This is a genomic window from Marinobacter salexigens, assembly GCF_018860765.1.
In the GTDB taxonomy this organism is placed as follows: domain Bacteria; phylum Pseudomonadota; class Gammaproteobacteria; order Pseudomonadales; family Oleiphilaceae; genus Marinobacter; species Marinobacter salexigens_A.
The window spans coordinates 706,686-733,345 of sequence record NZ_JAHKPV010000001.1 but is presented as its reverse complement, the minus strand read 5'-3'; the positions used below and the strand labels follow the sequence as shown (position 1 = coordinate 733,345).

Here is a 26,660-nt window from a genome sequence, read left to right as displayed (position 1 = left end):
CAACTGCTGGCAGTATCGTTTCTAAAGCCGCAGCGCCATTGGCTATTCTGTTTTGTCCATTCACCGAAAAGTCTGGACTCAACATTAGGCTTAATTAGTTCCAGCGATAACTGAGTCAATCTGGCATAAGTGGTTGTCATGGAGATAGACCCGATGGGGATGCGGATGGCTCAGGAAGTCATGGTGGGAAATATGCCAGCCGTAGGCCCCGGCCTTGTCAAACAGCACCAGATCTCCAACCCGCAACTGGTCCACCGTGACCTGTTTTGCCAGCACATCCTTCGGGGTGCAAAGCTCCCCGCACAGGGTGATCTCCTGCTGGGAAACCCCGGGCCGCGGACAGGGCCACGACCACTGCTCCACCGGTACCACCTGGAACGGATGGTTGTGCTGCCAGGATGACGGCAAGCGGAAATGGTGATTGCCGCCACGAAGGATGGCGAAGTTCTCGCCATGATTGACCTTGATGTCGGTGACTTCCGTAACGTAGCAGCCCATTGTTGCGGTGACGAAACGCCCGCACTCCATAGCTAACGGAAAGTCGAAATCCCCGCTATCCAGGTACCGCTCCACTTCCTGGCAGTAGTAGGGCCAGTCGAACTGGGCACCGCCCGGAGTGTAATTGATGCCTATGCCACCACCGATGTTCAGCACCTCAATGTTCAGGCCGTACGCTCGCTGCCATGACCGGGCCACTTCAACGTAGCTTTGAACCAGTAGCAGGTGGCTCCTGGCATCCAGGTTGTTGGAGAGGGCATGGAAGTGGAAACCGACGCACCGGATGTGGGAATAGGCCGGCAATGAGTCGAGGACATCGCATATCCGATCCTGGTCGATACCAAACTGGGTGGGTTTACCGGCCATCTGTAAGGTGGCGTCCGGCAGGTCGAACCGGGGATTGACCCGGAGCAATACTTTCACCACCTTACCCGACTTGGTCGCCAGGGCGTTTAAGCGCACCAACTGCAGTTCGCTCTCAACGTGGTATAGCTCCACGTCGGCCTCGATGGCGCCCTGCAGCTCCACCTGGGTTTTTCCAGGCCCGCCGAAGGCGATGGGGGTGCCGGAACTTGCCTGGCGAGCCTTGTGGATCTCACCCAGCGAGGCAACTTCGAAACCATGGACATGGGGTGCCAGAGTTGTCAGCACCGGGGTGTCGGAGTTGGCCTTGATGGCGTAGTAGAAATGGACCCGCTGCGGCAGGCTCTCGCTGATCCACCGGGCTCGCTGCGCCAGGTAATCCAGATCGTAATAGTAGGCGCAGATCGGTTCGTGCTGTTGCTCTATGTACTGCAGCAGCGGCGTCAAAGAAAAAGGAACCGTCATTGTTACTCCTTATGGGCTGACAGGTGGGCCAGGTGTGCCCGGCGCATCACGCCCCGGTCGTCACCGATCACAAAAAGTGACACGCGCTTCCCGCGCCAGCGCTGCATATCGTCCAGTTCCCGCGGTATGGCACAAAAAGCCTTGCCGGCGGTTTGGGTAGCCACGCACACTCGTTCGACGGCCGCCTGAACCTGTGGATGACTGGTCTGCCAGGTCAGGTCCAGAGATTGGGACAGGTCGGCCGCGCCCTCGAGCACCACGTCGACCCCCTCGGTGGGGGCGATGGATTCGATGTTGTCGAGCCCTTGCCGGCTTTCGACCATGATCACGACAAGGGTCTCGGTTGCGGCACGCCGGGTGGCCTCGGTCAGGCCGCCCATGCCGTAGCGGCTGGCTCGCGTGGCATTCAGCCCTCGCTGGCCAAGGGGCGCGTAGTGGCAGAGTTCTACCGCCTGCTGTGCCTGTTGCGCATCGTCAATGCGCGCAAACACGATGCCTGCGACCCCGGCATCCAGTAGCTGCACCACCAGATGCGGCGTTTGTGGGGGGACCCGCACCAACACCGCCAGCTGAGCGCCGTGCGCCGCCAGGATCATGGTTTCGACCTGCTCGGGGCTGATCAGGGTGTGCTCCAGGTCGATGATGACAAAGTCATAACCAGCGGCGGCCACCTGCTCCAGGGCCACCGCCGAGGGAATGGAGCAAAACAGCCCGAAGCACTCGTCCCGGGCGATAATTCTTGACTTGAGTGATGGCATTGTCACGTCAGCTGTCCTCCTTCAATGGGTTGGCGACCGTCATCGTCCGTAGCCTGATTTCCGGCAGAAAGCGGCGACAGGCCAACTGTTCGACATCGATTCCGGCGGCAAAAACATCAAATAGCTTGAAGCGCTCAGCCAGGCTGGGACGTTCGGCCTGATACCGCTGGATGGGCCGCCGGGCCAGCGCCCAGAAGTCCCGTTCAGAAAGACCGTAGTGCTCACTCAGGAACCACGCCAGTTCCGCCAGGTTGACGAAACACAGGGCGTCCTGGGTAAAGTCGCGCAGCTCATCGGCGTTATCAGTTTCAAGGAACGAGTTCGGATTGACCCGGGCGTGGGCCTGGGGGGCGTCGGTGAGATCGGGCAAGGCTTTAGCATTGGCCAGCAGCGCTCGGCTGTAACGCACGCCATCGTGGAAATCCTTAAGTGCCCCTTTAACGGGCAACCCGTCTTCATGGACCAGCAACATGTTCTGGGCATGGGATTCCAGGGCGGTGCCGTGCTGCCACAGCATGTGCATGACCGGCAGGTAGACGCGCTCGATCAATGCTGTCACCCACTCGTTAACACCGTGCTTGCCGATCCACGGGTCAATGACCGGGCGCTGGTCAACGTCCAGTTGCATCAGGGCGGTGATGGGTGTGGCCGACTGCCCCGGGGACAGGTAGCGGTACACACTCTCGCGCCAGATGCAGGCCAGGGCACCGTATTGCGTCTGGACCTGTTGCGGCGGGGTCACGCTTACGCCGGCGATTTCCCGCAGGATAATGGGTTTGTGTTCCTCCGGCAGCAGCCCATCGTCCTGGACCAGTTGCCACAGCCAGTCACTGATAGGAGCGGCGTTCTGGACGGTATGGGGGGCCAGTACCCGGGAGGTCGAGGTATTGACCAGGCTCATGGCGAGCTTGGCCGAGGGTGCGTTCCGGTCGCTCACATTGGACAGGGTACGGATCGATTGCTGTGGCAGGTAGTCCGGCCCCTTCACCTCCAGTTCGATGATCTGCTTGCTGGCCAACTGAGCCTGATAATAGACGCGGATAACCTTGTGCCATTGCCATGGATGTACCGGCATCAGGACCATACGGTCCGGCTGGCCACCTGCGGTTCGAATTTGCTGCTCAATGGCCTGGTATTCCCCAACGGTGAACTGCTCGCGATGGATGGCTTCCAGGCTGGCCGTCCCACTGACCCCCACTCGGGTCAGGGCCTGGTCCACCGCAATCCAGACCAGGGTGTGCCCGGTGGACAGTTCAGGTCCGTAGCGCTGGTTTTCGGTCAGGTCAAAGCCAATCCGGGACTTAAAGCTGGGGTGATACAGGTGGCCATTGCTCACCCTGGCTTCCTGCTCAAAGTACGACATGTCCCGGATGGGGCGGGCCGGCGGGTTCCGCAGGACCTGAGCGTGCTTGACCAGGGTATGTGCGAGTTCATCATGGAACTGCTGCCAACGTTCGGGGTCCGCCTCCATGACTTGCGAGAGATCCTCCATGACCTGCCCGAGGGAAGGGGAAGGTATATTGGTTTTCCCGGCCTCGATCCGTTGCAGTGACCCCGGCCGGATGCGAATGCGGCCAAAACTGAAGCTGGTGGTCGCCTGACACTGGTAGCTCAGCGCCGCTGTGATTGGTATCCCCAGGCCATCGGGTGCCTGTTGGTATGGCAGCACCCCTTCAAACAGCAATGCCTCCAGCAACTGGGTGATGACCCGTTGTTCGGCGTGACGGTAGGCAGCCTCGAAGCCGGTATCAGACAGCGGGGTAAGGCCGGTCGGCCGGTGGTCAAAGAGCGGGTTCGGAATGTCCACCCAGGACGGTTTTTCGCCGCTTTTGGCAAAGGTACTCAGCATGTTGGCCTTCGCCGGTAGATGGCTGGTTTCGAGCAACTTGCGGGCGTAATGCCGCGCCCTCTCCGAGAGACCGGTGTCGGACAGGGCCTGCCCCGCCACCTGCCACAACGCGGCCTCGGTCACCGGGCAGACCCGGGCGAGGGCCCCGGTGACGTGGGCAATGTGATTGACGACCACGTAGTACTTGAAGCGGAACCAGGCGTCGTCTGCGGAATACCAGACCGGGCTATCGGACTGTACCTCGGTACTGCGGTCGTCCGACGCCACACTGGCGCCTTCCATATCGCGAACAACCAGTTGCACCGGCATGCCCTGATCGAATCGCATCAGGCAGTTCTGCAGGTGGGCCTCAAGACTGATCCCGGTTCTGGCGAACAACTCCAGTACCGGAAGCAGCGACACCCTGAGGTATTGCCGCCACCAGTCACAGACAAACCCGCGCGTTATCGGCGTGTCCGCCACCTGAGCGGCTTGCTGAAGGTAATGGCGCAGTGGCAGCGCTCCGGTTACCGGGCACTCTTCCACCAGGCTGCCCAGGACCCGGGTTTGCGCCAGGGCATCGGGGGCCAGCCCGGCCCGGTAAATGATACCAAAAGAGGCTTCGAGCCCTGGCAGCTTCAGGGTCTGGGCCGCCAGTTCCGGCAACAGGCAGAGGGATTCGCTGCGCTCGTCCGGGGTCATCAGGTTTATCAGGCGGCTGGCGTCAATGGCGCGCCTGGCCTGATCAAGGGGATTGTTGCGAATAAAGTTGGTGATCCGAACATCCAGCGACAACTTCAGGAACAGCCTGCTTTGCGGCAACCATACGGTGCGGACCGACGATGTCGGCCAGGCCATCTGACCCAAGGGGCCGAGGGAAATAATGTCGCCCTCTTCGAGCTTGCGGCGAACCTCGGCCTGCTCTAACAGGAAGTTAGCCTGCCAGGGGTGGCAGGGTACGAGCTGGTATTGACCGGCCCGTTCCTCCAACCGTTGCCGGGCTTCCCGTTGGGCGGCCGGGTCAATCAGTTGGGCGACCTCGGCCCCAGCCGACAAGGTTTGAACCAGTGCCGGTGCCACCGCGAAGTAATGGAGCTTGAAGGAGGCACCCAGTTCAGGGCTGTATCGCCTCATATCCTGTTCCGAAAGCCCGGTACTGGATTTCGAGGTGACATGAAACGGGTGCCCGAGCACCATGCCCTGCTCCGCCGCGGTAAAATCATCCACCACGGACGGTCCGTCGGCCTGAACGGCGCGCGCGTCGAGAAAGAAGCATGACTTATCAACACTGTTGCACATGCTCTCGTACAGCGTTGCCGCGGCCACCACCCGTTCCGTTTCGCCACCGGCATCGTGGGCCAGTTGCTCACAGATCAGTCGCAGCAGCGGACGGATGTCCGTCAGTTCGCTGGCAGCACTCGCGGAGCCTTGTTGCAGCCAGAACCGGTGACCGTATTGGTGGTAGCCGGTCAGGGAAAGGTGCTTGAGGCTGCCGTACAGGACAGTGTCCGAGGCCGTAAACCGGTAGCGGAAATAGAGGTTACTGTCGGTGGTCTGTGGCCCTTCCCCGGTCAGCCCCTCCGGGCGGGAAAACAGGTTCTCGCGAACATCCACACCAGTCTCCCTGAAAAAGGTATTGAGATACTGTTCGAAGAGCTTGTTACGCCAATGGTGGGCATGGGTCGGCGTCATGATTGGGTTACCTCTGGGTAGATTGAATATCTTAAGGTTGTCATCAGGAGGCTGGCAGCCAGGAAGAACCCGGCGGTAACTGCCATGGCGCCTGTGGCCTGAAACAGTGAATAGCTAGCGGCGGCCACCAGTGGACCGATCAACTGGCCGGTGACCAGAGCACTCTTTGCCGTACCTATGGCCTGCCCTTGTTGGCTTGGTGCTACTTGGTCGCTCACGCTGTACATGACCGACTGGATCAGGGCGGCGAAGAAGAACCCCTGGGCAAGCCGCAGCAGCGCAACCAGCCAAAGGCTGTCCACCCAGACCAGCGCCAGGATGGCGGCACCGCACCCGGCCGAGGCAAGGATGAAGTTGTCGCTGGCCTGACCCTGGTCGTTGCGCCTTCCCCAGTAGCTGCCGGCGAGGAAGGTGGAGGCCCAGGCCAGAGCGTGCAGCACGCCGGTTGTCGTGGCGGCAGGGAACGCCTTGGGGCCAAGCTCCCGGATATAAAGCGCAAAACAGGTGACCAGGGCGAAGGCCCCGCCCTGTGCCAAGGTGCCAGCGGCGAGCCAGGAGAGGTGGCGCCGTTGCCAGTACCACCGCTTGGGCAATGGCTTGCCGTGATCGCTGTCGGTGGTCCCTGGCGCTTCACGGAGCAGTGTCGCCGCCACGACCAGGGCAAGGCAGGTCACGGCCGCTGTCAGGTTTAGCAGCAGTTCCATGCCCCACAGGTCCATGAAGAGCCCGCCAAGCAGGGGGCCACTGAGACAGGCCGCCGCCATGGCACTCTGAAGTTTTCCCAGAGCCACGCCTTTGGACAACCCGGCTCCCGGCAAGCCTGCGGTATGGCTGGTGTAAGCCATGATGGCCACCGAGATACCACACAGCCCAAGTAACACCCGGGCAAACAGGAAGAGCACCAGGCTACCTGCTGTCGACATCAGCACCAGCGAAAGGCAAAAGCCGGTCAGGGCGAGAAACAGCACCGTCCGGTAACCCCAGCGGTCCGCCAGGCGTCCGATCAGTGGTGCCGTCAGCAGCCCACCGATGGCGGGAGCCGCCAGGGCGATGCTCGCCCAGACCGCCGATGCGTTGGTGCTGGTGGTCAGCTTCTTCAGGTACAAGGGCATGACCGGGACCAGCACCATCAGGCCGAAGGTGGCCAGGAACTGGCAGCAGAAAAGCAGTGCAAAAATGTTAGGTCGTGGCTTCATGGTCCCGAGCTTGCGTTAAGTCCTGTTCGGCTGGGAGAGAGTTTGGCTGGGAGGTAAGCAGCGGGTTGTGGATATGTCCCATGGAGCTTGGCATCCCTGTTGAAGCAGCTTGTTGATTTAACAGCGGTGTGAGTAATTGCTTGAATGGCCATACCTCGGCTTCCAGCAAGGATTCGCAAAGGATCTGCTTCAGTTGCTTATCGGCCAGTGTTGCGGCGTACTCTTCAATGCACACCCGCACCCAGTTCCAAAAGTCCGTTTCATTGTGATCGCTGTGGTTAAGTGCCGCCAGAGCAATGGGGTACAAGGTGACCTGTAGCCCCAGGGTGGTGAAGTACCCCAGCAGCCGTTCGTCCGCCCCCAGCACCAGCGAGTTGGGCGTGGTCCAGTCGATCTGGTAGTCGGGCAGTGGCAGCCCTTGCTGTTTGAGCCGGGTTGGACAAATCCTCAGGGTGTCGTGGTCCCGCAACACGAAGCCGCTTAGCCGTTGGCCCTGATAGCGGGCGAGCAGGTTCTGGCCATGACATTCCGGCATGACGCCGTGGCACCACAAGGTCAGGAAGGTCTGGACGAACCGGGCCGTCAGGTCCTTGACCGCTTGCCAGGGTTCGATGCCGTCACCGAGTAGCTGCTGCCATACCGGTGCATGGGCAAAGCTCAGCGCGGACAATGTGACCAGTTGCTCCGGTTGGGTGTGAGCAGCAGCCCGGGGCAAATAACGCAGCTGGCAGCCGAACAGCCCCGGATTGCTGATCATGTCCTGTTCCCTTCCCACGACCCACCAGTGGCTTTCGTCGCACAGCGCCACGGTTTGTGCCAGCTCGGTGTGCTGCGCCAGGATGCGTTCCAGCAGTCGGTGGGCCTGATCACTGTTGACAAGGTACCGTGGGGGCATCGAACGGATGGCCCCGAGGGTCCGGGCACTGGTAGAAAGTTTCAGGTGCAGGTGTTCGTCGCTTCCGCTGATCAGCGTTCGCAGGGACGAGGTCGGCTGCCCCACCGGCGATGAGAACCGCAGGTCCACGGCATCCACCCCGGCGCCAGTCGACAGCAGCGTTGCGTGCTGGCTTGGTAGCACCGGCAGGGCGACGTGCCCCGGCGCCAAGGTGATAAGCTGGCGGTTGAGGCTGGCCAGCTCAGCCCCGGCCAGCAGCAACGCTGCAGGCTGCGCTGCCTGCCGGGTCATCAGCTGGTCCGGGTTAAAGGCCCACCAGTGAAGGCGAGGGAGGCGAGGTTCCCGGGCCTCCGACGGCGACATCAGGGCCGCCAGCTCCCCTTTCGCATGGGCAAAGGGATGGAACGGTCGGTCCGCGGCCATCGCCAGGTATTCGCTGACGGTCAGGGTCGAACGGCCCCGGTTGGTGGCAAGCCGGAGCAGGTGAGGAAGACCGTCGATGAAATCGAAACTCTCCTCCCACCACTGCACCGCTTCCGCCCGGTTGGTGGCTGGCCACCATGAGGCCTGTACCAGATGCGCCATGAGGAGCCGGGCTTCCAGCCGGCTGCGCTGTTGGTCACTGCAAAGGAACACTTCGTCGTCTCGCAGCCGGTAGGGCCTGAGCCCGTCCCGCCTGGAACACGCCAGTTCCAGGCGGGTCGTATCGTCCAGGGTGATGGAAAGGAATGAGCCGGTACAATGCAGGTGGCTGCAGGCGCCATTGAAATCCTCCATGAACAGGGCATCGATCAGTTTTTGCAGTTGGTCGGTATAAAGCTGCCGCCGCATTGTCGTCTTCCTAGAACAAGGGGAGTTCGGTGCCCGCGTTGTTGCTTTCGGCGGCCTGGTAAAACCAGCGCGCACACACGATGTCGTCAATGGCCATGCCCATCGGATTGAGCAGGATGATTTCGTCATCGTTATCGCGGCCCCGGACCGAGCCGCAAACAATCTCGCCCAGTTCGGCATGCAGCTGCTCACGGCTGAACAGGCCTTCTTCCACCAGCACGTTGATCACTTTTTTCTCGCGGTTGGACTGGTCCCAATCGTCGACGATCACCTTGTCGGCTTTCAGGAAGACATCACGCTCGATGTCCATGATCGAGATGTTGGAAATAAAGCAGCCTTTCTTGATCCACTCGAACGGGATATAGGGCTTGTCGGAAACGGTACAGGTCACCAGCACGTCGGCCTGCTCTACCGCCGACTTGGCCGACTCGTGGATAATAAACCGGGTGTTTGCGTAATCCGCGGCGAAGTCGCTGATCAGGTGGTCGGCGGCAGCCGGGTTCAGGTCGTACAGGTGCACCGTCTGGATCTGCGGGTACTGTTCAAGCAGGGTTTTCACTTGCATGTGTGCGACGGGCCCGCAGCCAATGATGGTGACATCGGTAAAGTTGCTGGCTGCGAGGTATCGGGTCGCGACGCCGGTGATTGCCGCGGTGCGCATTGCACTGATCAGGCCGCCTTCCATTACTGCCACGGGGTAGTTGGTCTGGGCGTCGTTGAGGACGATCAGCGCACTGGCCCGGGGAAGCTGGTGTTTGCTGGGATTGTGTTGGCGGGAGCCAATCCACTTGATGCCCGCCATGGGGTTCTCGCCACCCAGATAACAGGGCATGGCAATGATCCGGTCGGCAATATGGTCGGCCCCGGGCCAGCGCAGGTAGGGCTTGAGTGGCTGGACGAAATTGCCCTCGGCGTGAAGCCTTAAACCTTCCTCGACTGCTTCAATGAACGCATGACTGTGATCTGCGCCCAGCGCTTTCAGATCGGATTGGCTGAGATAGCGGAGTGTTGCGGTGTTGGTCATCGATGAGTTCCCTGGAGTTCGATTAAGCAATTTCTTCGTGGGTATGGGGTGTGTGCTTGAAATGACGCTGCCTTACCAGTTCAAGCCATTCTTCGTTATAGACGAGATCAAGGTAGCGATCGCCGCGGTCCGGCAGCAGCGTCAGGATGCATTTGCCTGCGGGTATCTCGGGCAGGAGCTTCTCAATCGCCGAGATCGAGGAGCCACTGGAGCCGCCAGCAAAAATACCCTCTTCGGCAATCAGACGTCGGCAGCCCATGGCGGATTCGTAATCGTCGACGTAAATCACCTGGTCCACCTCGTTTGCAGACAGCAGTTCCGGAACACGGCTGGCGCCAATGCCGGGGATTTCGCGGGGGGCCGACTTGCCTCCGAACAGGACGGAGCCAACAATGTCCACCGCGATGACCCGCATATCCGGAAACACCTCCTTCAGACAGCGGGACACCCCCATGAGAGTTCCGGAGGTGCTCGCGCCGATAATCAGGTAGTCAATCTGGTGATTGATCTGTCCCAAGATTTCCCGCGCTTCGCCGTAATAGTGACTGCGCCAGTTGTCCGGGTTGGCGTACTGGTTGATCCAGACCGCGTTGGGGATCGAATGAAGGAGCTGTTTGACGGTGTTGATTCGGGTCAACAGGTAACCGTCGTTCTCATCCTTTTGCGTAACGGTTACGACATTGGCGCCGTATAGCCTCAGCATCTTCAGGTTGGCCGGGGAAATTTTCGGATCGACCACCGCGGTGAATTCGAGCCCTTTCAGTTTGCAGATCATTGCCAGGGCAATGGCCAGATTGCCCGAGGAACTCTCAATGATGTGGCTATCGGGATTGATCGTGCCGGCCTGAATGCCCATTTCCAGCATATACTTGGCGGGTCTGTCCTTGATACTTCCGCCGGGGTTCATGAGTTCCATCTTTGCGAGAACGGTGACGCTTTTTCCTGCAAAGACCCGTGAAAGCCTGACGAGCGGTGTATTTCCTATACAGCTGGCAACATTGTCGTAGATCATTTTTGCCTCCTATGGTGCAAGAGGCAATACTAAATGCAAATAAGAACGATTTGCAATAAAAGCCAGTCTATAATTACAGCTTGGTAAGTTTATCTAGGGATAAACTGCTGGAGCCGTTACTGGCCGTACTGACCAGCCAACGGGATTAGCAGTGGGCAAGATACTTTTGGATGGGGCTGGATATCGCAGTTGAGGCCGAAGATCTCCTCGATCAGTTCCGGGGACGCCGTCTGGGCCGGCGTCCCCTGAGCCCGGATGCGTCCCTGTTTCATGTAGATCAGGTGGTCGGCGAATTCGAACGCCTGATTCAGGTCGTGTAGCACCAGTACCAGAGTCTTGTCATGCTCCCGGTTCAGCCGCTGGATCAGATTGAGCAAATCGTACTGGTGGCTTAGGTCCAGATAGCTGGTGGGCTCGTCCAGCATCAAGATATCGGTCTGTTGCGCCAACACCATGGCCAGCCAAGCTCGTTGCCGCTGACCGCCGGACAAGGTACCCAGCGTGCGCTTCCCCAGCTCACGTAGGTCAGTCTGGGCGAGAGCTTCCGTTACGGCCTCACGGTCTTGGGCACTTGGCGGCAACAGCGGATGTCGATACGGGTAGCGCCCCATCATCACCAATTCTGCCACGGTGAGGGCCTCGGGAGCACTGGGGTGCTGTGGCAAGAACGCCAATCGGCGGGCCAGCCGCCGGACCGGGGTTGTGGCCAGCTCATCGTCGCCGATCCACACTCGCCCATCCTGCAGGGGATGCAGTCCAGCCATGGCCTTAAGCAGGGTTGACTTGCCGCAACCGTTGGCGCCCAGCAGGACGGTGATGCGCCCTGCTGGGATAGTCAGGCGGGGTTCCTCAATCAGCGGAATCCCGCGATAGCCCACACGAATATCGGTGGCGCGAACAGCATACTTGCTCATTGATCAGTCTCCACGAAGACGCTGTTGCCAGAGCAGCAACAGGATAAACACCGGAACCCCCACGACGGCAAGCATCAGTCCCGCCGGCAGTTGTACCGGTGCGAACAAACTCCGTCCCAGCAGATCCGCCAGCATTGCCAATAGGGCGCCATACCCCAAGACAGGCAGGGCTAGCAGCTCCGGCTGCGGCGGGTGCAGCCGCCGGGCAATGTGGGGAGCAAGCAGTCCGACGAATCCCAACGTGCCGGCGGCGGCCACTGCCACTGCGCCGAGCGCACAGGCCATCATCAGGCAGAAGGATTCGGTCTGGCTTGTACGAGCTCCCAGCATACGGCCACTGAGCGGATCCAGCAGCAATGGACTCAGGCGTCTGCATAGCAACCAAGATAGCGGCAACAGTACTATTGACCACCCAAAGGTGCTCATCAGTACTGCGTCATTGCTGGTGGCAAAGCTGCCCGCCAACCACGTCATCACCATGGCCAGCCGGTGGGTTTCCGACAAGATCAGCAGGCAGCCAATCAGCGCACTGAGCAGGCTGCTAAGCCCAACCCCCATTAGGATCAGCGCGATGGCTGGGGTGCCCCGGCTCAGACGCCAAAGCAGTCCCATGCTGGCCAACCCACCAAGGACGCCCATCAGCGGTAACCAATGGGGCGGCAGGTTCGGCAGCAGCAGCAGGCCCGCGACAACGGCCAGTGCCGCTCCCTGATTGACGCCGATAATACCCGGGTCCGCCAGCCGGTTGCCGGACAGGGTCTGCAGTAGCAGGCCGGACATGCCTAGACCCGCACCTACCAGTGCCGCGACCAGCACCCGAGGCAGGCGCAGTTCAGTAATAACCTGCAGTATAAGTTGGCGCTGGCTGTCAACCAGCAGAAGCGACAGTGTGTCGATGCTTCCATTGAGCAGGCACAAGGCCAATACCGGCGGCAATAGCAAGAGATAGGGAACGGTCATCAGACGTCCGATCATCCGTTAAGGTACCTCCGTCGCACCAACCACAAAAACCAGGGTACGCCCAGCAATGCTAGGGCGACGCCTGGAGGCAGCCGGTCGGTGTTGTCGAGATGGTAAATCAGGAGGTCCGCGAGAGATAGCAGCAAGGCACCCAGTAAGGCGCTGCCCGCCAGTTGGTAGTGCAGGCGTTCGCCAACCCACAGCCGGGCCAGATGGGGCACCACCAACCCAACAAACAGGATGGGGCCACTGACCGCCACAGACACGGCTGTAAGCATTAGGGTAACGACACTAACCGACAGCAGGATCAGTCGAGGGTTAGCGCCCAACCCCCGCGCGGTATCGCTGCCAGTTTCCAGTAGTTGGAGCGGGCGGCACAGCAACCCTGCCAGCACCAGACCGGTCAGAACCAGTATGGCCAGCGAAGGAAGCTGGGCTGGTTCCACCAATGACAGCGAACCTGCCAACCAGAAACGGATAGCATCCAGAGCATGCTGATCCAGAATCAATGCAATGGTCGTTAGGGCGCCGAACAGGGTACTCAGGAGGGCTCCGAAGAGCAGGAGACTTTCCGCTGCCAACCCGCCGGTGGCGAGCCGCACCACCCCGAATACCAGAATCATGGCCAGTGCGGCCCCGGCCATGGCAGCGATGAAACCGTGCATGGGCGTGAACGGCCAGGGTGCGACCAGCAAGCAGACCAGCCCCAGAGCGGCACCCTGATTCAACCCCAGCAAACCTGGGCTGGCCAGAGGGTTTGCGGTAAGACGCTGTAGCAGGCAACCGGCGGCGCCAAGTGCAGACCCCACTAGAAATGCCGCCAGCAGGCGAGGCAGCCGCAGTTCCGTCAATACCAATCGGTCGATGGTACTCATCGTGATGCCGCCGCTCAAAAGGTGCCAGAGGTTTGCAATTTTGACATTGGATATACCCGAAAGCAGCGACGCCGCACCCACTAATAACAGCCCCCCCACTAGCCAGAGAAGGCGGCGATCAATGCTGAGCATAAGGCTGGGCCTGTTGTTGGAGTCGTTGTGAGTAACTAGCGATGATTCGTTGCAAATCATTCAACACGCGCTTCGCAGCTACGGGGCCGATGCCCAGCATCCAATAGCTATCATCCACTTCGTGGACCTGTCCCACGAGCCGTGACCAGAACGGTGAGCGCTGCCAGCGTTTTATCAACGACCCCTGCCCGGGAGCATATTCACTGAGCAGGATAATGTCCCCATCCAACATGTCGATATGCCGGGGCGAGCGCAGGCGGCGATCAAAGCCGGTGCCGGACTGGGCGTCAGGCCGCAGAAGGCCACAGCGTTGCACAAGACTCCCAATAAAGGAGCCACCTAAGGGGAGCCGGACATGGGTTTGCATGGAACGTATGATCGACAAGCGCGGCTGGCCCTTGGCTCGGTACTGTTTCCGGATCTGCCGACATTGTTCGTCGATGCCTGCGAGCAGTCGTTCTGCTACCGCCTCCCGGCCAAGTGCACCGGCGAACAGCTGCAGGTTCTCCGCCCAACTTGCCCCAAGGGATTCACTAAAAACCGTGGGGGCAATGGACGACAGTATTGGGTAAAGTTGGCCGTGGCGCTGTTGGCTGCCCATGATAACGTCAGGCTGCAATCGCATTAGCCGTTCAAGATCCGGCTCTTGCACCACCCCCAGAGAGCGCACACGATCGTCGTCCATTTGCAGGTACGCAGGGAACTGCCCCACCTGATAGGGGGTGGTGGCAGCGATGGGTTCCACTCCCAAAGCCAGTACGATATCCAGCTCTCCGGTGTCCAGCACCGCCACCCGTTTCGGTTCGGGGCTCACACAACTGCTGCCCAAAGCATGACTGACCAGACGGCAGGATTCCGCCAATGCCACAGGCGAACCATTGGCCGCCAACAGGAGGGCAGTCAGAAGTGCAGCTTTTACCATTGATATTGATAAGTGGCCATCAAAGTGATGCCCGAAGCCGGAATATGACTGGTGTTGTTATTGTTGCGGAGCAATTGGCCGTACACCGTGAAATAGTTCTCGTTTAGTAGATTCTCAACACCCACGCTGACCTTGTGTTGGTTGATTTGGTAGCGGGTATGATAGTCAACGGTAGTGTAGGACTCCACCTCACGACTGCCGAAGCCCACCTGATCCTCGAACGCATCGTCCCGTGAACCGCTGTAGTTGATTTGCAGGCGGTGGAACCAGTGATTGTTGGGGGTGTACTCAGCGTAGGTGCGCGCCTGCACCGGAGGAATGCGGTAGCCGTTTAAGGCTTCCCAGCGCTGGTCGTCATCGTCGTAGCGCTCACCTTCCAGCCAGGTCACCAAACCACCCAGTAACCAGTTTTCGCTAATCAGATAGTCAAGGGTAGCCTCGATACCGTAGATCCGCTCCTTGGCGCGGGGCTGGACAAAGGCAAAGTCTTTGATGGTGGGCTGCCCCAGATCTGATCGGCTGTAGAACACAGCTACGCTGGTCTGGGTGCGGCCCCAGTCGCTGCGCGTGCCGATTTCGTAGTTGTCAGTCTTGATGGGCTTCAACTGAGAACTGGTGATATCAAAGTCGCTGGGAGCATAGCGCAACTGCAAGCCGACATCCGGCAGCTCGAAGCCCTGAGAGAAATTGGCATACAGTTCGCTGGTTCGAGTGACATCAAATACTAGACCCGTATTGAACAGAAAGTCGTCGAAACTGATCTCGCCACCCTCAATGCCATTACCCTGACCGAGCGTGGTGAAGTCATCAAATTCAGCGGACGCATACTCGTAGCGGGCTCCCAACTCACCGCGTAGGCGGTCGCTGAAACCATGCTCCAGCTGCACGAAGGTACCGACAGTGTCCTGAGTAATAGGAGGCATAAAAGTTCGGTCACCGGTATTGATAAATACCAGCCCGCCGCTGTTGTCAAAAGCGTTGCCATCATAGGTGGCAATGGGGGCTTCGGACTTTTCCCGGCTCACGTCTACACCCCAACGCACCAGACTGGCCTCGCTGAGTTCGGTGCTCAAGCCTACCCGCGCACCCATCGTCTCTGTGTCCTGAAAGTTCTGGCCCAATACACCCCAAGTCGACCAAGTACGCCCATCAGCTGGAGAAAAGCGGGCATGGTAATCACGGTAGTACAACTGTGTATCAAGACTACCCAATAGGGTCTGGTTGGCAATCCAGCTCAGATTTATCGCGCTATTGCGAGTACGACTCTGCCTCTCCAGCTTCAACCCGGAAATGGGCCGGGCCTTGACGCTGCCCGCAGGTAGAGAGGCAACGGCAGGGTCGGACGCGTAATCGGTGTCCTGTTCGGCGTCGAAGTGATTGGCTGATAGGGTTAGGGTGCTGCCATTCAGAAACCAGCGCAGCTTACCCGCCAGACTCAAGCTGTCGGTATCGGAAAGGTCGCCCTGACTAGGCTCAGGGGCAATACGGTCACCATCGGCGTCGAAAAAGGCACCCTGACGCTCCCAGGCTAGATTGACGCCATAATCGTAAGAGTCATTGCCGCCTCCCAGATGTTGCTCCGCCCGATAACCCAGACCGTCCTCATCCAATTTGGTGAGCGAGCTACGCAGCCCCAACGTTGTACTGTTGGGGGCGTCGTTGCTACGAGTGATGATATTGACGACCCCACCAGCAGCGCCGCTGCCGTATACTGCACTGGCACCGCGCAGCACCTCGATGCGTTCGATGTTGGCGGGGTCGATATTCATAAGGTCGCGGCTTATGTTGCGGTTGGTGTTCTGTGGAACGCCATCAATCAACACCAGTAGGTTGCGCCCTCTCAAGCTCTGGTTGAAGTTGGTCAGGGTCTGACTGGCGGGAGCCATGCCTGGCACTGTTTTTGCCAAAACCTCGCCGAGGTTGCGAGAGGTCTGGAACTGGCTATCGAGCTGTTCACGGTCGATGACGGTGACGGCGTGGGCGAGTTCGTCGACAGCTATGCCCTGACGGGTAGCGGAGACCTCGAGCGGTTTCAGTTCGGTAGCGACTGGAGTTTCTTGAGCGATTGCGGTGATAGCGAAAGGAGTCGCCACTGCTGCCAGAAGTAGGCTTGAAATAGTATTGATCTGGCTCATTTGAATCTCATTTTGCTTTAAGTCGAAAAAACTAATATTGAATTGATATTGATAGTAATAATACTTCTCATTAACCTAAACAGCAAGATAGACGCTCCAAAATAGGAAAATGCCCTGCCAGAAACCCTGATCCATTTTGGCAGTCATCCTGACGGTTATTGCTATTGCCTGTAGCTTGCTAATTAGCGATGATCGAAGCTTGATGCCCAAACCGGATACCCAGTTATGGAACACTACCTCCAGCCCACCGCTTTTTTCGACTACAACCAGCCCGAATTAAAAGCTTGGATTGCATCACAGCTTGAGGGTGTACCCGAGCACCCGGTGGAGCAGGCCAAAGTTCTTTATTTGGCGGTTCGGGACAGCGTAAGCTACAACCCCTACGTTTTCCGCCCCGAACCCGAGACCTTCAGCGCCAGCTACGCGTTAAAAGCCGGTGAAAGCTACTGCATTCCTAAGGCCGTATTGCTCGGCGCCGCTGCAAGGGCCATCGGCATCCCCAGTCGCTTAGGCCTCGCTGATGTGCGTAATCACCTATCAAGCCCCAAGCTAGTTGAGTGGCTGCGCTCAGATATCTTTCGTATGCATGGGTTTATCGAGCTTTACCTAAACGGCCGCTGGGTAAAGGCTACCCCTGCATTCAACAAACAGCTTTGTGAGTTGATGAAGGTAGAGCCGCTGGAGTTTGACGGGGTGAACGACTCGGTGTTTCAGGAATACACAGAATCCGGCAAAGCACACATGGAGTACGTGAACGATCATGGTCTTTTCGATGACGTTCCCCATGATTTTATTTTGTCGGGAATAAAAGCCGCTTACGGGCACCTGTTTCTGGAAAGCGGCTCTCCCGAAGCGGTTGAAGGCAGTCTGGAAAAGGATATTTCCGGGAGCTGAAACGCAAAACGGCACTCGCCTGCATGACGAATGCCGTTTTCAGTACTTTCCAGCATGTCCAAAACACCGCCGGAGCAGTCGCCCCGGCTCATGTTTGTCTTGCCAACTCTCTATTCCAATTTGATTTATTCCACAGAATTACGAATCAAGAAATCAAACGCACTCAGTGCAGCTTTCGAGCCTTCGCCCATAGAGATCACAATCTGTTTGAACGGCACAGTGGTAGCGTCACCAGCCGCAAACACACCCGGAATTGAGGTTTCGTTGCGGTCGTTGATGATGATTTCACCATGCTGGCTCAGCTCAATATCACCTTTGAGCCATTCGGTGTTCGGCACCAAACCAATCTGTACGAACACGCCCTCCAGCGCTACGTGATGGTTTTCACCCGTGTTGCGATCTGTGTATTTCAGGCCACTCACCCTGCCATTCTCACCAACCACTTCAGTGGTCTGGCCAGAGGTAATAATGTCCACATTATTCAGGCTGCGCAGTTTTTTCTGCAATACATCGTCTGCGCGCATTTCAGCGCCAAACTCAATCAGCGTTACATGGCGCACAATACCGGCAAGATCAATCGCCGCTTCCACACCGGAGTTACCGCCACCTATCACCGCAACATGCTTGCCCTTGAACAGCGGGCCGTCACAGTGCGGACAGTAAGCAACGCCTTTGTTGCGGTATTCCGCCTCACCGGGAACACCCAGCGGGCGCCAGCGAGCACCGGTAGAGAGTACAAGGGTGCGTGCTTTGAGTGACGCGCCATTGGCAAGACGTATCTCATGGGGCATGCCGGGCTTCGACGCCGGAATCAGCTTCTCGGCCAACTGCATGTTCATGATATCCACGTCGTACTCTTTAACGTGCTGCTCCATGGCCGCCACCAGCTTCGGGCCTTCGGTGTAAGGCACAGAAATCAGGTTCTCGATACTCATGGTGTCCGCAACCTGACCACCAAAACGCTCTGCGGCAATGCCTGTCGAAATACCCTTACGAGCGGCATAAATAGAGGCGGCTGCGCCAGCAGGGCCACCACCAATCACCAGCACTTCAAAGGTATCTTTCTGGTTGATCTTCTCGGCTTCTTTCTCGTCAGATTTGGTATCCAGCTTGGACGCAATCTCTTCCAGAGTCATACGTCCTTGGCCCCAAGGCTCACCATTCAGGTAAACACTGGGCACAGACATAACCTCACGCTTTTCCACTTCGTCCTGAAACAAGGCACCGTCAATAGACGTGTGGCGAATATTCGGGTTCAGTACGCTCATCAGGTTCAGAGCCTGCACCACATCCGGACAGTTCTGACACGATAGCGAAAAGTAGGTTTCGAACTCAAACTCACCATCCAGCTGCTGAACCTGCTCGATCACATCCTGAGACGCCTTGGATGGGTGACCTCCCACCTGCAACAACGCCAAAACCAGCGAAGTAAACTCGTGACCCATAGGGATGCCCGCAAAGCGCACACCCATGTCGCTGCCTACGCGATTTATGGCGAAGGAAGGACGACGCACATCATTCGACTGTTCTGTGCGCAAACTGATCTTCTCAGACATTGGCTCAATTTCTTCGAGCAGCTCTCGCAACTCTTGAGACTTAACGCCATCGTCGTAGGCTGCCACCAGCTCAATCGGCTGCTGCAGTTTTTCCATGTAGGCTTTCAGTTGCTGCTTAATATTGGCATCCAACATGTACGGATTCTCCTTTCTGGATTCGTAAAGCGATTGCTTGAGTGATTGAACTCACACCTCAGGCAATCTTTGTTTGGGATATGTCTTCAAGATACGCACCCACAATGAAATGCTCAAATTAATTGACACGAACGTATTGATAGCTGAATGCTATTGAATATGTGACAATAACATTATTAAAAGTGCACCCCGAAAGCACCAGGTCCTGTGAATGTACAAATAGCGCATACCCTTACACGCCAGACCTCGGTACCATGTTGCAAGGCGCAGTGTCGTCACCCTTTTGCATTCAGGATAGGTAGCAAATGTTTCTAGACCGTTTTTATTCAATTCAAGACGGACGCGTATATATTTCCGCCCCTCAGGCCAGCCAATTTGCCAAAGAAGTGGCCGGAGATTTCAACCCGATTCATGATCCCGACGCCCGCCGCTTCTGCGTTCCCGGAGATCTGCTTTTTGCCGTAGTGGTCTCGCGCTTCGGCCTTTCCCGGCACATGACCTTCCAGTTCCGTGCCCTGCTTGGAGACGGGGTTCCTCTAGAGTTCCGTGAAAACGGAGACGAGTCCATTCAGGTTTGCGACCAGAACGACAAGGTGTATCTGGAAGTCACTCGCAGCGGCGACATAACCCGGGATGAAAAAGTTATTGAAGAGTTTACCCGTTGTTATGTGGCAGCTTCCGGCAAGAACTTCCCGCACACTTTGATACCACTGATGGAATCAAAGGGTGTGATGTTCAATCCCGATCGGCCCATGGTGATGTACGAGAGCATGAGCCTGACTTTGGATAATCTGGATGCGTCATCACCTGAGCTGGAACTTCACAAAGCTGAGCTGGAAGACAGTGGCAAACGCGGTAATGTCACTCTGGAATACCGGCTCAATTCCAATGGCCAAGCTGTGGGTGAAGTGTCCAAACGCCTTGTGCTGGGCGGACTCCGACCCTATTGCCCGGATGCCATGGCGGGCGTGATTGAAGAGTTCTATCGACTGAAGGCTCGCGGGTCCCGGTACGGTGTCGACGCGGTCGAACCCTAGGCCCTATTCGTAAGCCGCAAACACACAAAACCCCGGATAGCCCGGGGTTTTGTGTTAATAACAAGTTCTTAGAGAACCTGTACTGTCTACTTTCTGTTTTGTGGAAAGCTTAGATCTTGCCAACAAGATCCAGAGACGGAGCCAATGTCGCTTCGCCTTCTTTCCACTTGGCCGGACACACTTCACCTGGGTGGTTGCGCACGTACTGGGCGGCCTTCACTTTGCGCATCAGATCGTCTGCATCTCGGCCAATACCTTCTGCAGTGATTTCCATTGCCTGAATGATTCCATCAGGATCGATCAGGAAGGTAGCGCGGTCTGCAAGACCCTGACCTTCACGCATCACACCAAAGTTGTTGGTGATGCTGCCGTTCTGGTCGCCAACCATGAAGTAGTTGATCTTACCAATCGTCTCAGAGCTGTCGTGCCATGCTTTGTGAGTGAAGTGCGTGTCGGTAGACACAGAAAATACTTCAACACCCATCTTCTGCAGTTCTTCGTAGTGATCTGCCACGTCGCCCAGTTCTGTCGGGCAAACAAACGTGAAGTCTGCTGGGTAGAAGAAAAAGATCGACCACTTGCCTTTCACGTCAGCTTCAGAAATCTCTACAAACTCGCCCTGCTTGAAGGCAGTTGCGTTAAACGGTTTGATTTCGCTATTGATTACGCCCATGGATATCACTCCTATCAGTTCGTTTGCGTGTTTACGAATCTACAGCCATTATACTAAGCAAAAAGCCAAGTTTGGTAAAATTGATTATATTTAAGATAACGATAGGTCACACCTATAAACTTCCGCCGCTACCTGAAATTACACCTCTACCAAGGCCCAACAACATAACCAAGCTGCTCCGGAAGCCAGAGAGCAATCCCGGGCATCAGCATCACCAAAAGTAAGCTAACGCTCATTGCAGCAATAAAGACCAACGCCCAGCCTATGGTATGTTCCAGACGAATATTCGCAATACGTGTTGTAACCATCAGGTTAACCGCTACGGGTGGGGTGAATTGCCCAATGGCGATGTTCATTGCCAGCAAAATACCGAACCACACAGGGTTCCAGCCAAAATGATTCATCAACGGTAATACAATGGGGATGAGAATCAGGTAAATCGACACCGCATCCAGCAACATGCCAGCGATTAACACCAGCACCATGACCAAGCCCAACAACACCCAACCGTTGTCGGAAAGCGACAACAGTCCATCCGCAAGATGCTGGAAAGTACCCAGCGTGGTTCCCGCCCAGGCGAAAATACCCGCCAGCGCAATGATCAACATAACCACGCCGGATGTGACCGCCGCGTCGGTCATTAGATCAAACAAGCTGCGTAAGCTCAGGTTTCGGTATACCACGCAGCCTACAAGTACACCGTAAGCCACGGCGACCACTGCGGCTTCGGTGGGGGTGAATAGCCCGGAGCGCAAACCGCCTAGAATGATGACCGGTGCAAACAACGCGGGCAACGCCGCCTTGAAGCTGGGCCAAAACGGCGGGCGCTCCGAGGTTTCGGGGTTCTCCCAACCAAACTTGCGGGCGAGGTACAGCGCCGGTACCAGCAGCGATAACCCGGCCAGAATGCCCGGAAACAAGCCCGCAGCAAACAGCGCCCGTAAATCCACACCCGGCACCACAATAGAATAAAGAATCAACGCAATGGATGGGGGAATCAGTATGGCGGTGGAGGATGAAGCCGCAATCAGCGCGGCAGAAAAGGGCTGTGGATAGCCCGCCTTACGCATACTGGGCAACATCACCATCGCCACGGCTGCAGCATCTGCAGGCCCTGAACCGCTCATTCCGCCCATGATAAGGCACACGAGAACCGCAACAACCGTTAGGCTGCCATGGCGAGGGCCGATAATGGCCTGAGCAAAGCGCACCAAACTGGCAGCCACCCCGGCCCGCTCAAAAATAAGCCCGGTGAGAATAAACAAAGGTATCGCAATCAGTGGATACTTAGACACACTGTTGTAGGTGTTGGTGCCAAACGTCGCGAGCATGTCGGGTGACAAGCCAGCAACGATCCCCACCAATCCACCAAAACCCAGCGCGATGGCAACGGGAACACCCAGCAGTAATGCCACCAGAAAGCTGCCGATCATCAACAAATCAGGATTCATGGATGACCTCCGCGTCTTTCTTGCCACGCATTCGGTCAATGAAGTTCTGGGTCATCCGGAAAATAATGGCAGCCGACATCAGCGGTAACCAAATTACATAAATCCAGTTGGGCAGCCCCAACCCGGGTGATAGGGACTCCCAGTCGTATTCTTGCATCGCAAAAATAGCGCCATACCAAGTCGTGACCCCCATAACCGACACGCCCACCAGCCACTGCACCACAAACAATACCTTCAACGCAGCGGGCGGCAAGTAGTGCTCAATCAGCTCAATCCGTATGTGCTGATTATTACGAGCAGCCACCGCGGCGCCAGCAAACGTTAGCAATACCAGAAGAAACACCGAGAACTCCTCAGTGAACGCAAAGGAGGCATCGGTGGTGTAGCGGACAATCACGTTGCCCAAGCTGATCACACAGATTGCGATCAGCGCCAACGATGCCAGCCAGGCTTCCGGCCGGAACTTCGGGGGTCGTGAGGACATTACTGCTTACGATTAGCGACAGCAGACTGGGCCTGTTTCACCAGGTCTTCGCCAATGCGCGGTGTCCACTTTTCATAAACCGGGCGAGTCGCCTTCACGAACGCGTCGTGCTGCGCCTGGGTGAGCTCCGTAACGGTTACACCTCGATCTTTAATGGCCTGTAGCGTGTCCGCAAGCTCGGCACGGGATTTTTCAATTTCCCATTTGCCAGCGTCGATTGCCGCTTGTTTCAGAAGCGCCTGATCTTCCGCATTGAACTGGCTCCAAACACGGTTACTTACCGCAAACACCAACGGGTCGGCCATGTAGTGCCACAGCGTGAGGTGCTCCTGCCCAACCTGATCGATACGCGCCACGTCAAAAACCGAAAGCGGATTTTCCTGACCATCAACCGCGCCGGTGGTCAGTGCTGGCTTAGCGTCTGCCCAGCTCATTTGCGTGGGGTTAGCGCCCAGCTCGGAGAAGGTGTCCTGAAACAAAGGCGAGCCTACAACCCGAATTTTTAAGCCCTCAAGATCTGCTGGCTCGCTGATAGCCAATTTGGAGTTGGACAGCTCACGAAAGCCATTTTCGCCCCAAGCCAGTGGTGTAACGCCGCGTTTTTCAATCGCTTTGAACACCGCCTTGCCCGCCTCACCCTGAGTGATTGCATCAATCGCGGCATTATCCGGCATCAGGAATGGCAAGGAGAACAGGTTCAATTCAGGAACCTGAGGCGACCAGTTGATAGTCGAACCCACGGCCATATCGATCAACCCGGAGCGCATGGCAGAAAACTCTTTGGTTTGGTCTCCGGAAACCAGCTGGGAGTTGCTGTAAATCTTCATATTGATGCGCCCTTCAGAGCGCTCTTTCACCAACTCGACCCATTTATCCGCAGCCTGCCCCCAAGGAAATGCCGACGGCAGAACCGTAGAAACTGTGTATTCATCTTTGTATTGGGCGTTCGCAGCAGAGCTGAGCAACAAAGTCGCCGCGGCAACAGCGATTAAAGAGCGGGTTTTCAGCATGTTGTTTTCCTTTTTTTATTGGCATGGCAAAGCTCGGGGAGAGATGCCGAGCACATCACGGTCATGGGGGATTATAGGAGCGGGTGTCGCCGCGACGCAAAAGAAAAGCACTTGAGTAAAGCCCGACGCGTCGCAATATAAAGTTGGCGCGTCATTACGACTCTGTTGTTTTTTTCTCGCACGCTGCCAGAGCGGTCTACAATTGATAGGATATAAACCTTACAACCACCACAGTGGAAACCATGGTAAGCAACGAACAGAGTGAGCTCCGCCCCGACAACATAGACCACAATAGTCAAAAACAGCGGAAGGCACTGATTGAAGCCGTAAGTGTTCGCAGCACATCGATGGTTATTCTCGCCAGCATAGCCACCCTCTATTTTATCAACTGGGCTCAGGCGGTGCTCCTTCCGCTAATGGTCGCGGTTTTAATCAGCTACGCCCTCGACCCACTGGTGTCGACGCTTGACCGGCTGAGGCTCCCCAGAGCCCTGAGCGCTGCCATCGTCATGGTTACACTGCTTGGAGCGATTGCCGCAGCCAGCATCCCCCTGCAACGCGAAGCCATGGCTATGCTGGACAAAATCCCTGTCGCCATCAACGAATTTAAGCGCAATGAAGCTAAAGCTCCTGATCAAGAACAAGGGCTCATGGAAAAGGCTCAAGCGGCCGCTAAAAAAATTGAGGAATCTGCAGCTCAGGGGCAAAGTGACAAGCACCCCGCACATGAAGGCGTGACACCTGTGCGGGTAGTAGATAAGCCGATGGATATTCAGCAATACGTGCTGAAAGGCTCACCAGCTGCACTGGTGCTTATCTCACAGTTTTTTTCCGTGTTACTTCTCGTGTACTTCATACTGGCCGTGGGATCGTTGTATAAACGCAAGATTGTAAAGCTCTCAGGCCCGTCGTTCGGGCGAATGCGTAAAGCTGCCCGGATTATGGTCGATTTTCACCGCCAGGTGCGGCGGTTCCTGTTTGTGATGCTGCTTGGCGCCCTGTTCGTGGGGCTTGTAACCTGGATTGCATTTCTAGCCCTCGGCGTGGAGCAGGCAATGCTATGGGGCGTGGTTGCCGGTATCGCCAGCGCCATACCCTACCTTGGCCCGTTTCTGGTGTTAGTTGGTACTGGCTTTGCAGCATTTCTCCAGTTTGGTGAAATGGAAATGACCATTATCGTAGCAGGCACCTCATTGGCCATCACCAGTGTTCAGGGCTATCTTTTGACGCCTTGGCTGACCAGCCAGATATCAAGCCTCAACGCCGTGGCGATCTTTATCGGCCTTCTTTTCTGGGGCTGGCTCTGGGGGCCGATAGGGCTAATCATCGCCACACCTATCCTCATGATTATAAAATCTTTGTGCGACCACATTGTAAACCTGCGCCCCGTCGGTGAGCTGTTGGGCAAATAAAAGCGAGGTACGCCATGTTCGATACAGAAATCCCTGTGCTGGATATGTTCATCCGGCTTCTTGCAGCAGCTGGCCTAGCTCTTGTTTTAGGTCTGGAGAGAGAATTTAGGGGTAAGGCTGCGGGCTTGCGTTCTCACATGCTTGTCTCGCTCGGGGCTTCTGCTTTTATCATCATGGGGATGCACATTCTGTTTGCCACAGCAGAAGGCGATCCCTCAGCGAGTATTGATCCAACCCGTATTGTGGAAGGGGTTATAGGCGGGATCGGGTTTCTTGGGGCGGGTAGTATTATCCAGAGTCGCGGTAACATACAGGGTATTACCACCGGGGCATCGATCTGGATGGCAGGCGCCATTGGCGTGGCCTGTGGTCTGGGAATCTTTGCCCTCGCTGGCATGGTGACCCTAATGGCCCTAATCATTATGTCGGTGCTCGGCCGCTTTCAGCATGAAGTCATCAATGGCGACTGAAACCCACTTGGCAGGGTTGCTTAGTTAACCCTTCACCTTTCCCGCACAGGGAAAGCCCACCTGCTCAGTAGACTTTGCATCCTCCTTCGGGGCGAGATTTAAAGCGCTTGTGCAGCCATAAATACTGATCAGGCTGCTCGCGAATCGCGTCTTCAATATACCGGTTCCAAACCTCGGTATCCTTAACTTTATCCGCCCCAAAGCCAGCCTGTATCGGAGAGAAAATAACTCGGTAACCACCATCTGGCATCCGTAGGTGGCTCACACAAATAACCGACGCGCCAGAGACTTTAGCAATGTAACTTGGAGAAGTAATGCAGCCTGCTTCCACACCAAAAAACGGCACGAACAGTTCCGTTTTACCACCGAAATCCTGATCGCAGGCAAACCAAACTTCGCCCCCTTTCTTCAAAAAAGTCACCATTGGCCGTAACTCGCGCTTAGTAAACGGCCGGATACCAAAGTGGCGGCGGCGGCCGTTTTCAATCATTCGGTCAATAACCGGATTGTTATTGGGCCGATAAACATATCCGGGTTTTTTCAAGTGGCAGGCAACCAGCGGTAACGCGAAGTCAAAAATACTGTAATGGCCGCCGATTAAAAGCACACCTTTACCTCTGCTTTGAGCTTCTCGAAGATGCTCCAACCCCTGCACCTCGGCCGCCTCACAATAGGGCGATATATCACGCCACCAAGCATGAGCGCTTTCCAGAAACCCGCGGGTGCAGGCAATAAAGTTGTCTTGCACAAGCTTTTTGCGTGCTTCTTTATCTAGCTCAGGAAAGCAGAGTTCGAGGTTTCGATCAGCCACTCGCGCACGGGATTTGAGCTTGCGACTCAAAAAACGGCCTAATCGAGCACCTAGCCGCTGCTTGGATGACATGGGTAAAAAAGAAAGAAGATATAGTAAAAATACAATTGCCCATGATGGCCACAAACGTGGGTGCCAAAGGGATGAGTTCTTCTTTTTAGTCATTCTGGCCAAACGTCCTTGTCTATAAATTTGGGCTGTGAGCCTGACATAGTTTCTACGTACAA

Annotated in this window: 22 protein-coding genes; 4 read left to right on the top strand and 18 right to left on the bottom strand. The window is 56.8% G+C overall.

All coding sequences use genetic code 11. From position 1 onward, the window contains the following. Positions 1–90 precede the first annotated feature (90 nt). The 12 genes from KO508_RS03310 to KO508_RS03255 all read right to left on the bottom strand — a co-directional run bounded on the left by KO508_RS03310 (position 91) and on the right by KO508_RS03255 (position 16,500). Entirely contained in the window at positions 91–1,326 is a 1,236-nt protein-coding gene (locus KO508_RS03310) for a type III PLP-dependent enzyme (protein ID WP_216006887.1), read from the bottom strand. A 2-nt stretch (positions 1,327–1,328) separates the two neighbouring features. Next, positions 1,329–2,084 carry an HpcH/HpaI aldolase family protein gene (locus tag KO508_RS03305; protein WP_216006886.1) on the bottom strand — a complete coding sequence of 252 codons (756 nt, stop codon included), beginning with the start codon at positions 2,082–2,084 and terminating at the stop codon, positions 1,329–1,331. Positions 2,085–2,091: 7 nt separating this feature from the next. Further along, positions 2,092–5,604, bottom strand: a complete 3,513-nt coding sequence (locus KO508_RS03300) for an IucA/IucC family protein (protein ID WP_216006885.1) — start codon at positions 5,602–5,604, stop codon at positions 2,092–2,094. Then, positions 5,601–6,800, bottom strand: a complete 1,200-nt coding sequence (locus KO508_RS03295) for an MFS transporter (protein ID WP_216006884.1) — start codon at positions 6,798–6,800, stop codon at positions 5,601–5,603. Before KO508_RS03295 ends, KO508_RS03300 begins: the two co-directional genes overlap by 4 nt. Next, positions 6,784–8,526, bottom strand: coding sequence for an IucA/IucC family protein (locus tag KO508_RS03290; protein WP_216006883.1), 1,743 nt, complete (start codon positions 8,524–8,526; stop codon positions 6,784–6,786). The genes KO508_RS03295 and KO508_RS03290 overlap by 17 nt, the downstream gene beginning before the upstream one ends. Before the next feature lie 10 nt (positions 8,527–8,536). Then, positions 8,537–9,550, bottom strand: coding sequence for a 2,3-diaminopropionate biosynthesis protein SbnB (gene sbnB, locus KO508_RS03285; protein ID WP_216006882.1), 1,014 nt, complete (start codon positions 9,548–9,550; stop codon positions 8,537–8,539). Positions 9,551–9,572: 22 nt separating this feature from the next. Beyond that, the gene (sbnA, locus tag KO508_RS03280) at positions 9,573–10,562 is read right to left on the bottom strand and encodes a 2,3-diaminopropionate biosynthesis protein SbnA (protein WP_216006881.1); all 990 of its coding nucleotides are present in this window, start codon (positions 10,560–10,562) and stop codon (positions 9,573–9,575) included. Between the two features lie 116 nt (positions 10,563–10,678). Beyond that, positions 10,679–11,476 carry an ABC transporter ATP-binding protein gene (locus tag KO508_RS03275; RefSeq protein WP_216006880.1) on the bottom strand — a complete coding sequence of 266 codons (798 nt, stop codon included), beginning with the start codon at positions 11,474–11,476 and terminating at the stop codon, positions 10,679–10,681. A gap of 3 nt (positions 11,477–11,479) precedes the next feature. Next, entirely contained in the window at positions 11,480–12,451 is a 972-nt protein-coding gene (locus tag KO508_RS03270) for a FecCD family ABC transporter permease (RefSeq protein WP_216006879.1), read from the bottom strand. Next, positions 12,448–13,443: a FecCD family ABC transporter permease gene (locus KO508_RS03265; RefSeq protein ID WP_216006878.1), complete on the bottom strand. Its 996-nt coding sequence runs from the start codon at positions 13,441–13,443 to the stop codon at positions 12,448–12,450. Before KO508_RS03265 ends, KO508_RS03270 begins: the two co-directional genes overlap by 4 nt. Continuing rightward, positions 13,430–14,365: an iron-siderophore ABC transporter substrate-binding protein gene (locus tag KO508_RS03260; protein WP_216006877.1), complete on the bottom strand. Its 936-nt coding sequence runs from the start codon at positions 14,363–14,365 to the stop codon at positions 13,430–13,432. Before KO508_RS03260 ends, KO508_RS03265 begins: the two co-directional genes overlap by 14 nt. Continuing rightward, the gene (locus KO508_RS03255; protein WP_216006876.1) at positions 14,359–16,500 is read right to left on the bottom strand and encodes a TonB-dependent receptor; all 2,142 of its coding nucleotides are present in this window, start codon (positions 16,498–16,500) and stop codon (positions 14,359–14,361) included. The genes KO508_RS03260 and KO508_RS03255 overlap by 7 nt, the downstream gene beginning before the upstream one ends. Positions 16,501–16,725: 225 nt before the next feature. On the opposite strand from KO508_RS03255, the gene KO508_RS03250 reads away from it, so the two are divergent. Beyond that, positions 16,726–17,394, top strand: coding sequence for a transglutaminase-like domain-containing protein (locus KO508_RS03250; protein WP_216006875.1), 669 nt, complete (start codon positions 16,726–16,728; stop codon positions 17,392–17,394). A 125-nt stretch (positions 17,395–17,519) separates the two neighbouring features. On the opposite strand, the gene ahpF is transcribed toward KO508_RS03250, so the two are convergent. After that, positions 17,520–19,085 carry an alkyl hydroperoxide reductase subunit F gene (gene ahpF, locus KO508_RS03245; RefSeq protein ID WP_216006874.1) on the bottom strand — a complete coding sequence of 522 codons (1,566 nt, stop codon included), beginning with the start codon at positions 19,083–19,085 and terminating at the stop codon, positions 17,520–17,522. Positions 19,086–19,390: 305 nt separating this feature from the next. Between ahpF and KO508_RS03240 the strand changes: the two genes are divergently transcribed. Beyond that, entirely contained in the window at positions 19,391–20,122 is a 732-nt protein-coding gene (locus tag KO508_RS03240) for a DUF3581 domain-containing protein (RefSeq protein ID WP_216006873.1), read from the top strand. Positions 20,123–20,231: 109 nt separating this feature from the next. On the opposite strand, the gene ahpC is transcribed toward KO508_RS03240, so the two are convergent. The 4 genes from ahpC to KO508_RS03220 all read right to left on the bottom strand — a co-directional run bounded on the left by ahpC (position 20,232) and on the right by KO508_RS03220 (position 23,740). Next, on the bottom strand, positions 20,232–20,795 hold the full coding sequence (ahpC, locus tag KO508_RS03235) for an alkyl hydroperoxide reductase subunit C (RefSeq protein WP_216006872.1): 564 nt from the start codon (positions 20,793–20,795) through the stop codon (positions 20,232–20,234). A 146-nt stretch (positions 20,796–20,941) separates the two neighbouring features. Further along, positions 20,942–22,246 carry a TRAP transporter large permease gene (locus tag KO508_RS03230; RefSeq protein ID WP_216006871.1) on the bottom strand — a complete coding sequence of 435 codons (1,305 nt, stop codon included), beginning with the start codon at positions 22,244–22,246 and terminating at the stop codon, positions 20,942–20,944. Then, positions 22,236–22,730, bottom strand: coding sequence for a TRAP transporter small permease (locus tag KO508_RS03225; protein ID WP_216006870.1), 495 nt, complete (start codon positions 22,728–22,730; stop codon positions 22,236–22,238). The genes KO508_RS03230 and KO508_RS03225 overlap by 11 nt, the downstream gene beginning before the upstream one ends. Next, complete coding sequence (locus KO508_RS03220; protein ID WP_216006869.1) at positions 22,730–23,740, bottom strand: DctP family TRAP transporter solute-binding subunit; 1,011 nt, start codon at positions 23,738–23,740, stop codon at positions 22,730–22,732. The genes KO508_RS03225 and KO508_RS03220 overlap by 1 nt, the downstream gene beginning before the upstream one ends. A 242-nt stretch (positions 23,741–23,982) precedes the next feature. Between KO508_RS03220 and KO508_RS03215 the strand changes: the two genes are divergently transcribed. Then, entirely contained in the window at positions 23,983–25,152 is a 1,170-nt protein-coding gene (locus tag KO508_RS03215) for an AI-2E family transporter (RefSeq protein WP_216006868.1), read from the top strand. A 14-nt stretch (positions 25,153–25,166) separates the two neighbouring features. Continuing rightward, positions 25,167–25,622, top strand: coding sequence for an MgtC/SapB family protein (locus KO508_RS03210; RefSeq protein ID WP_216006867.1), 456 nt, complete (start codon positions 25,167–25,169; stop codon positions 25,620–25,622). Positions 25,623–25,686: 64 nt separating this feature from the next. On the opposite strand, the gene KO508_RS03205 is transcribed toward KO508_RS03210, so the two are convergent. Beyond that, positions 25,687–26,598 carry a lysophospholipid acyltransferase family protein gene (locus KO508_RS03205; RefSeq protein WP_216006866.1) on the bottom strand — a complete coding sequence of 304 codons (912 nt, stop codon included), beginning with the start codon at positions 26,596–26,598 and terminating at the stop codon, positions 25,687–25,689. Positions 26,599–26,660 lie beyond the last annotated feature (62 nt).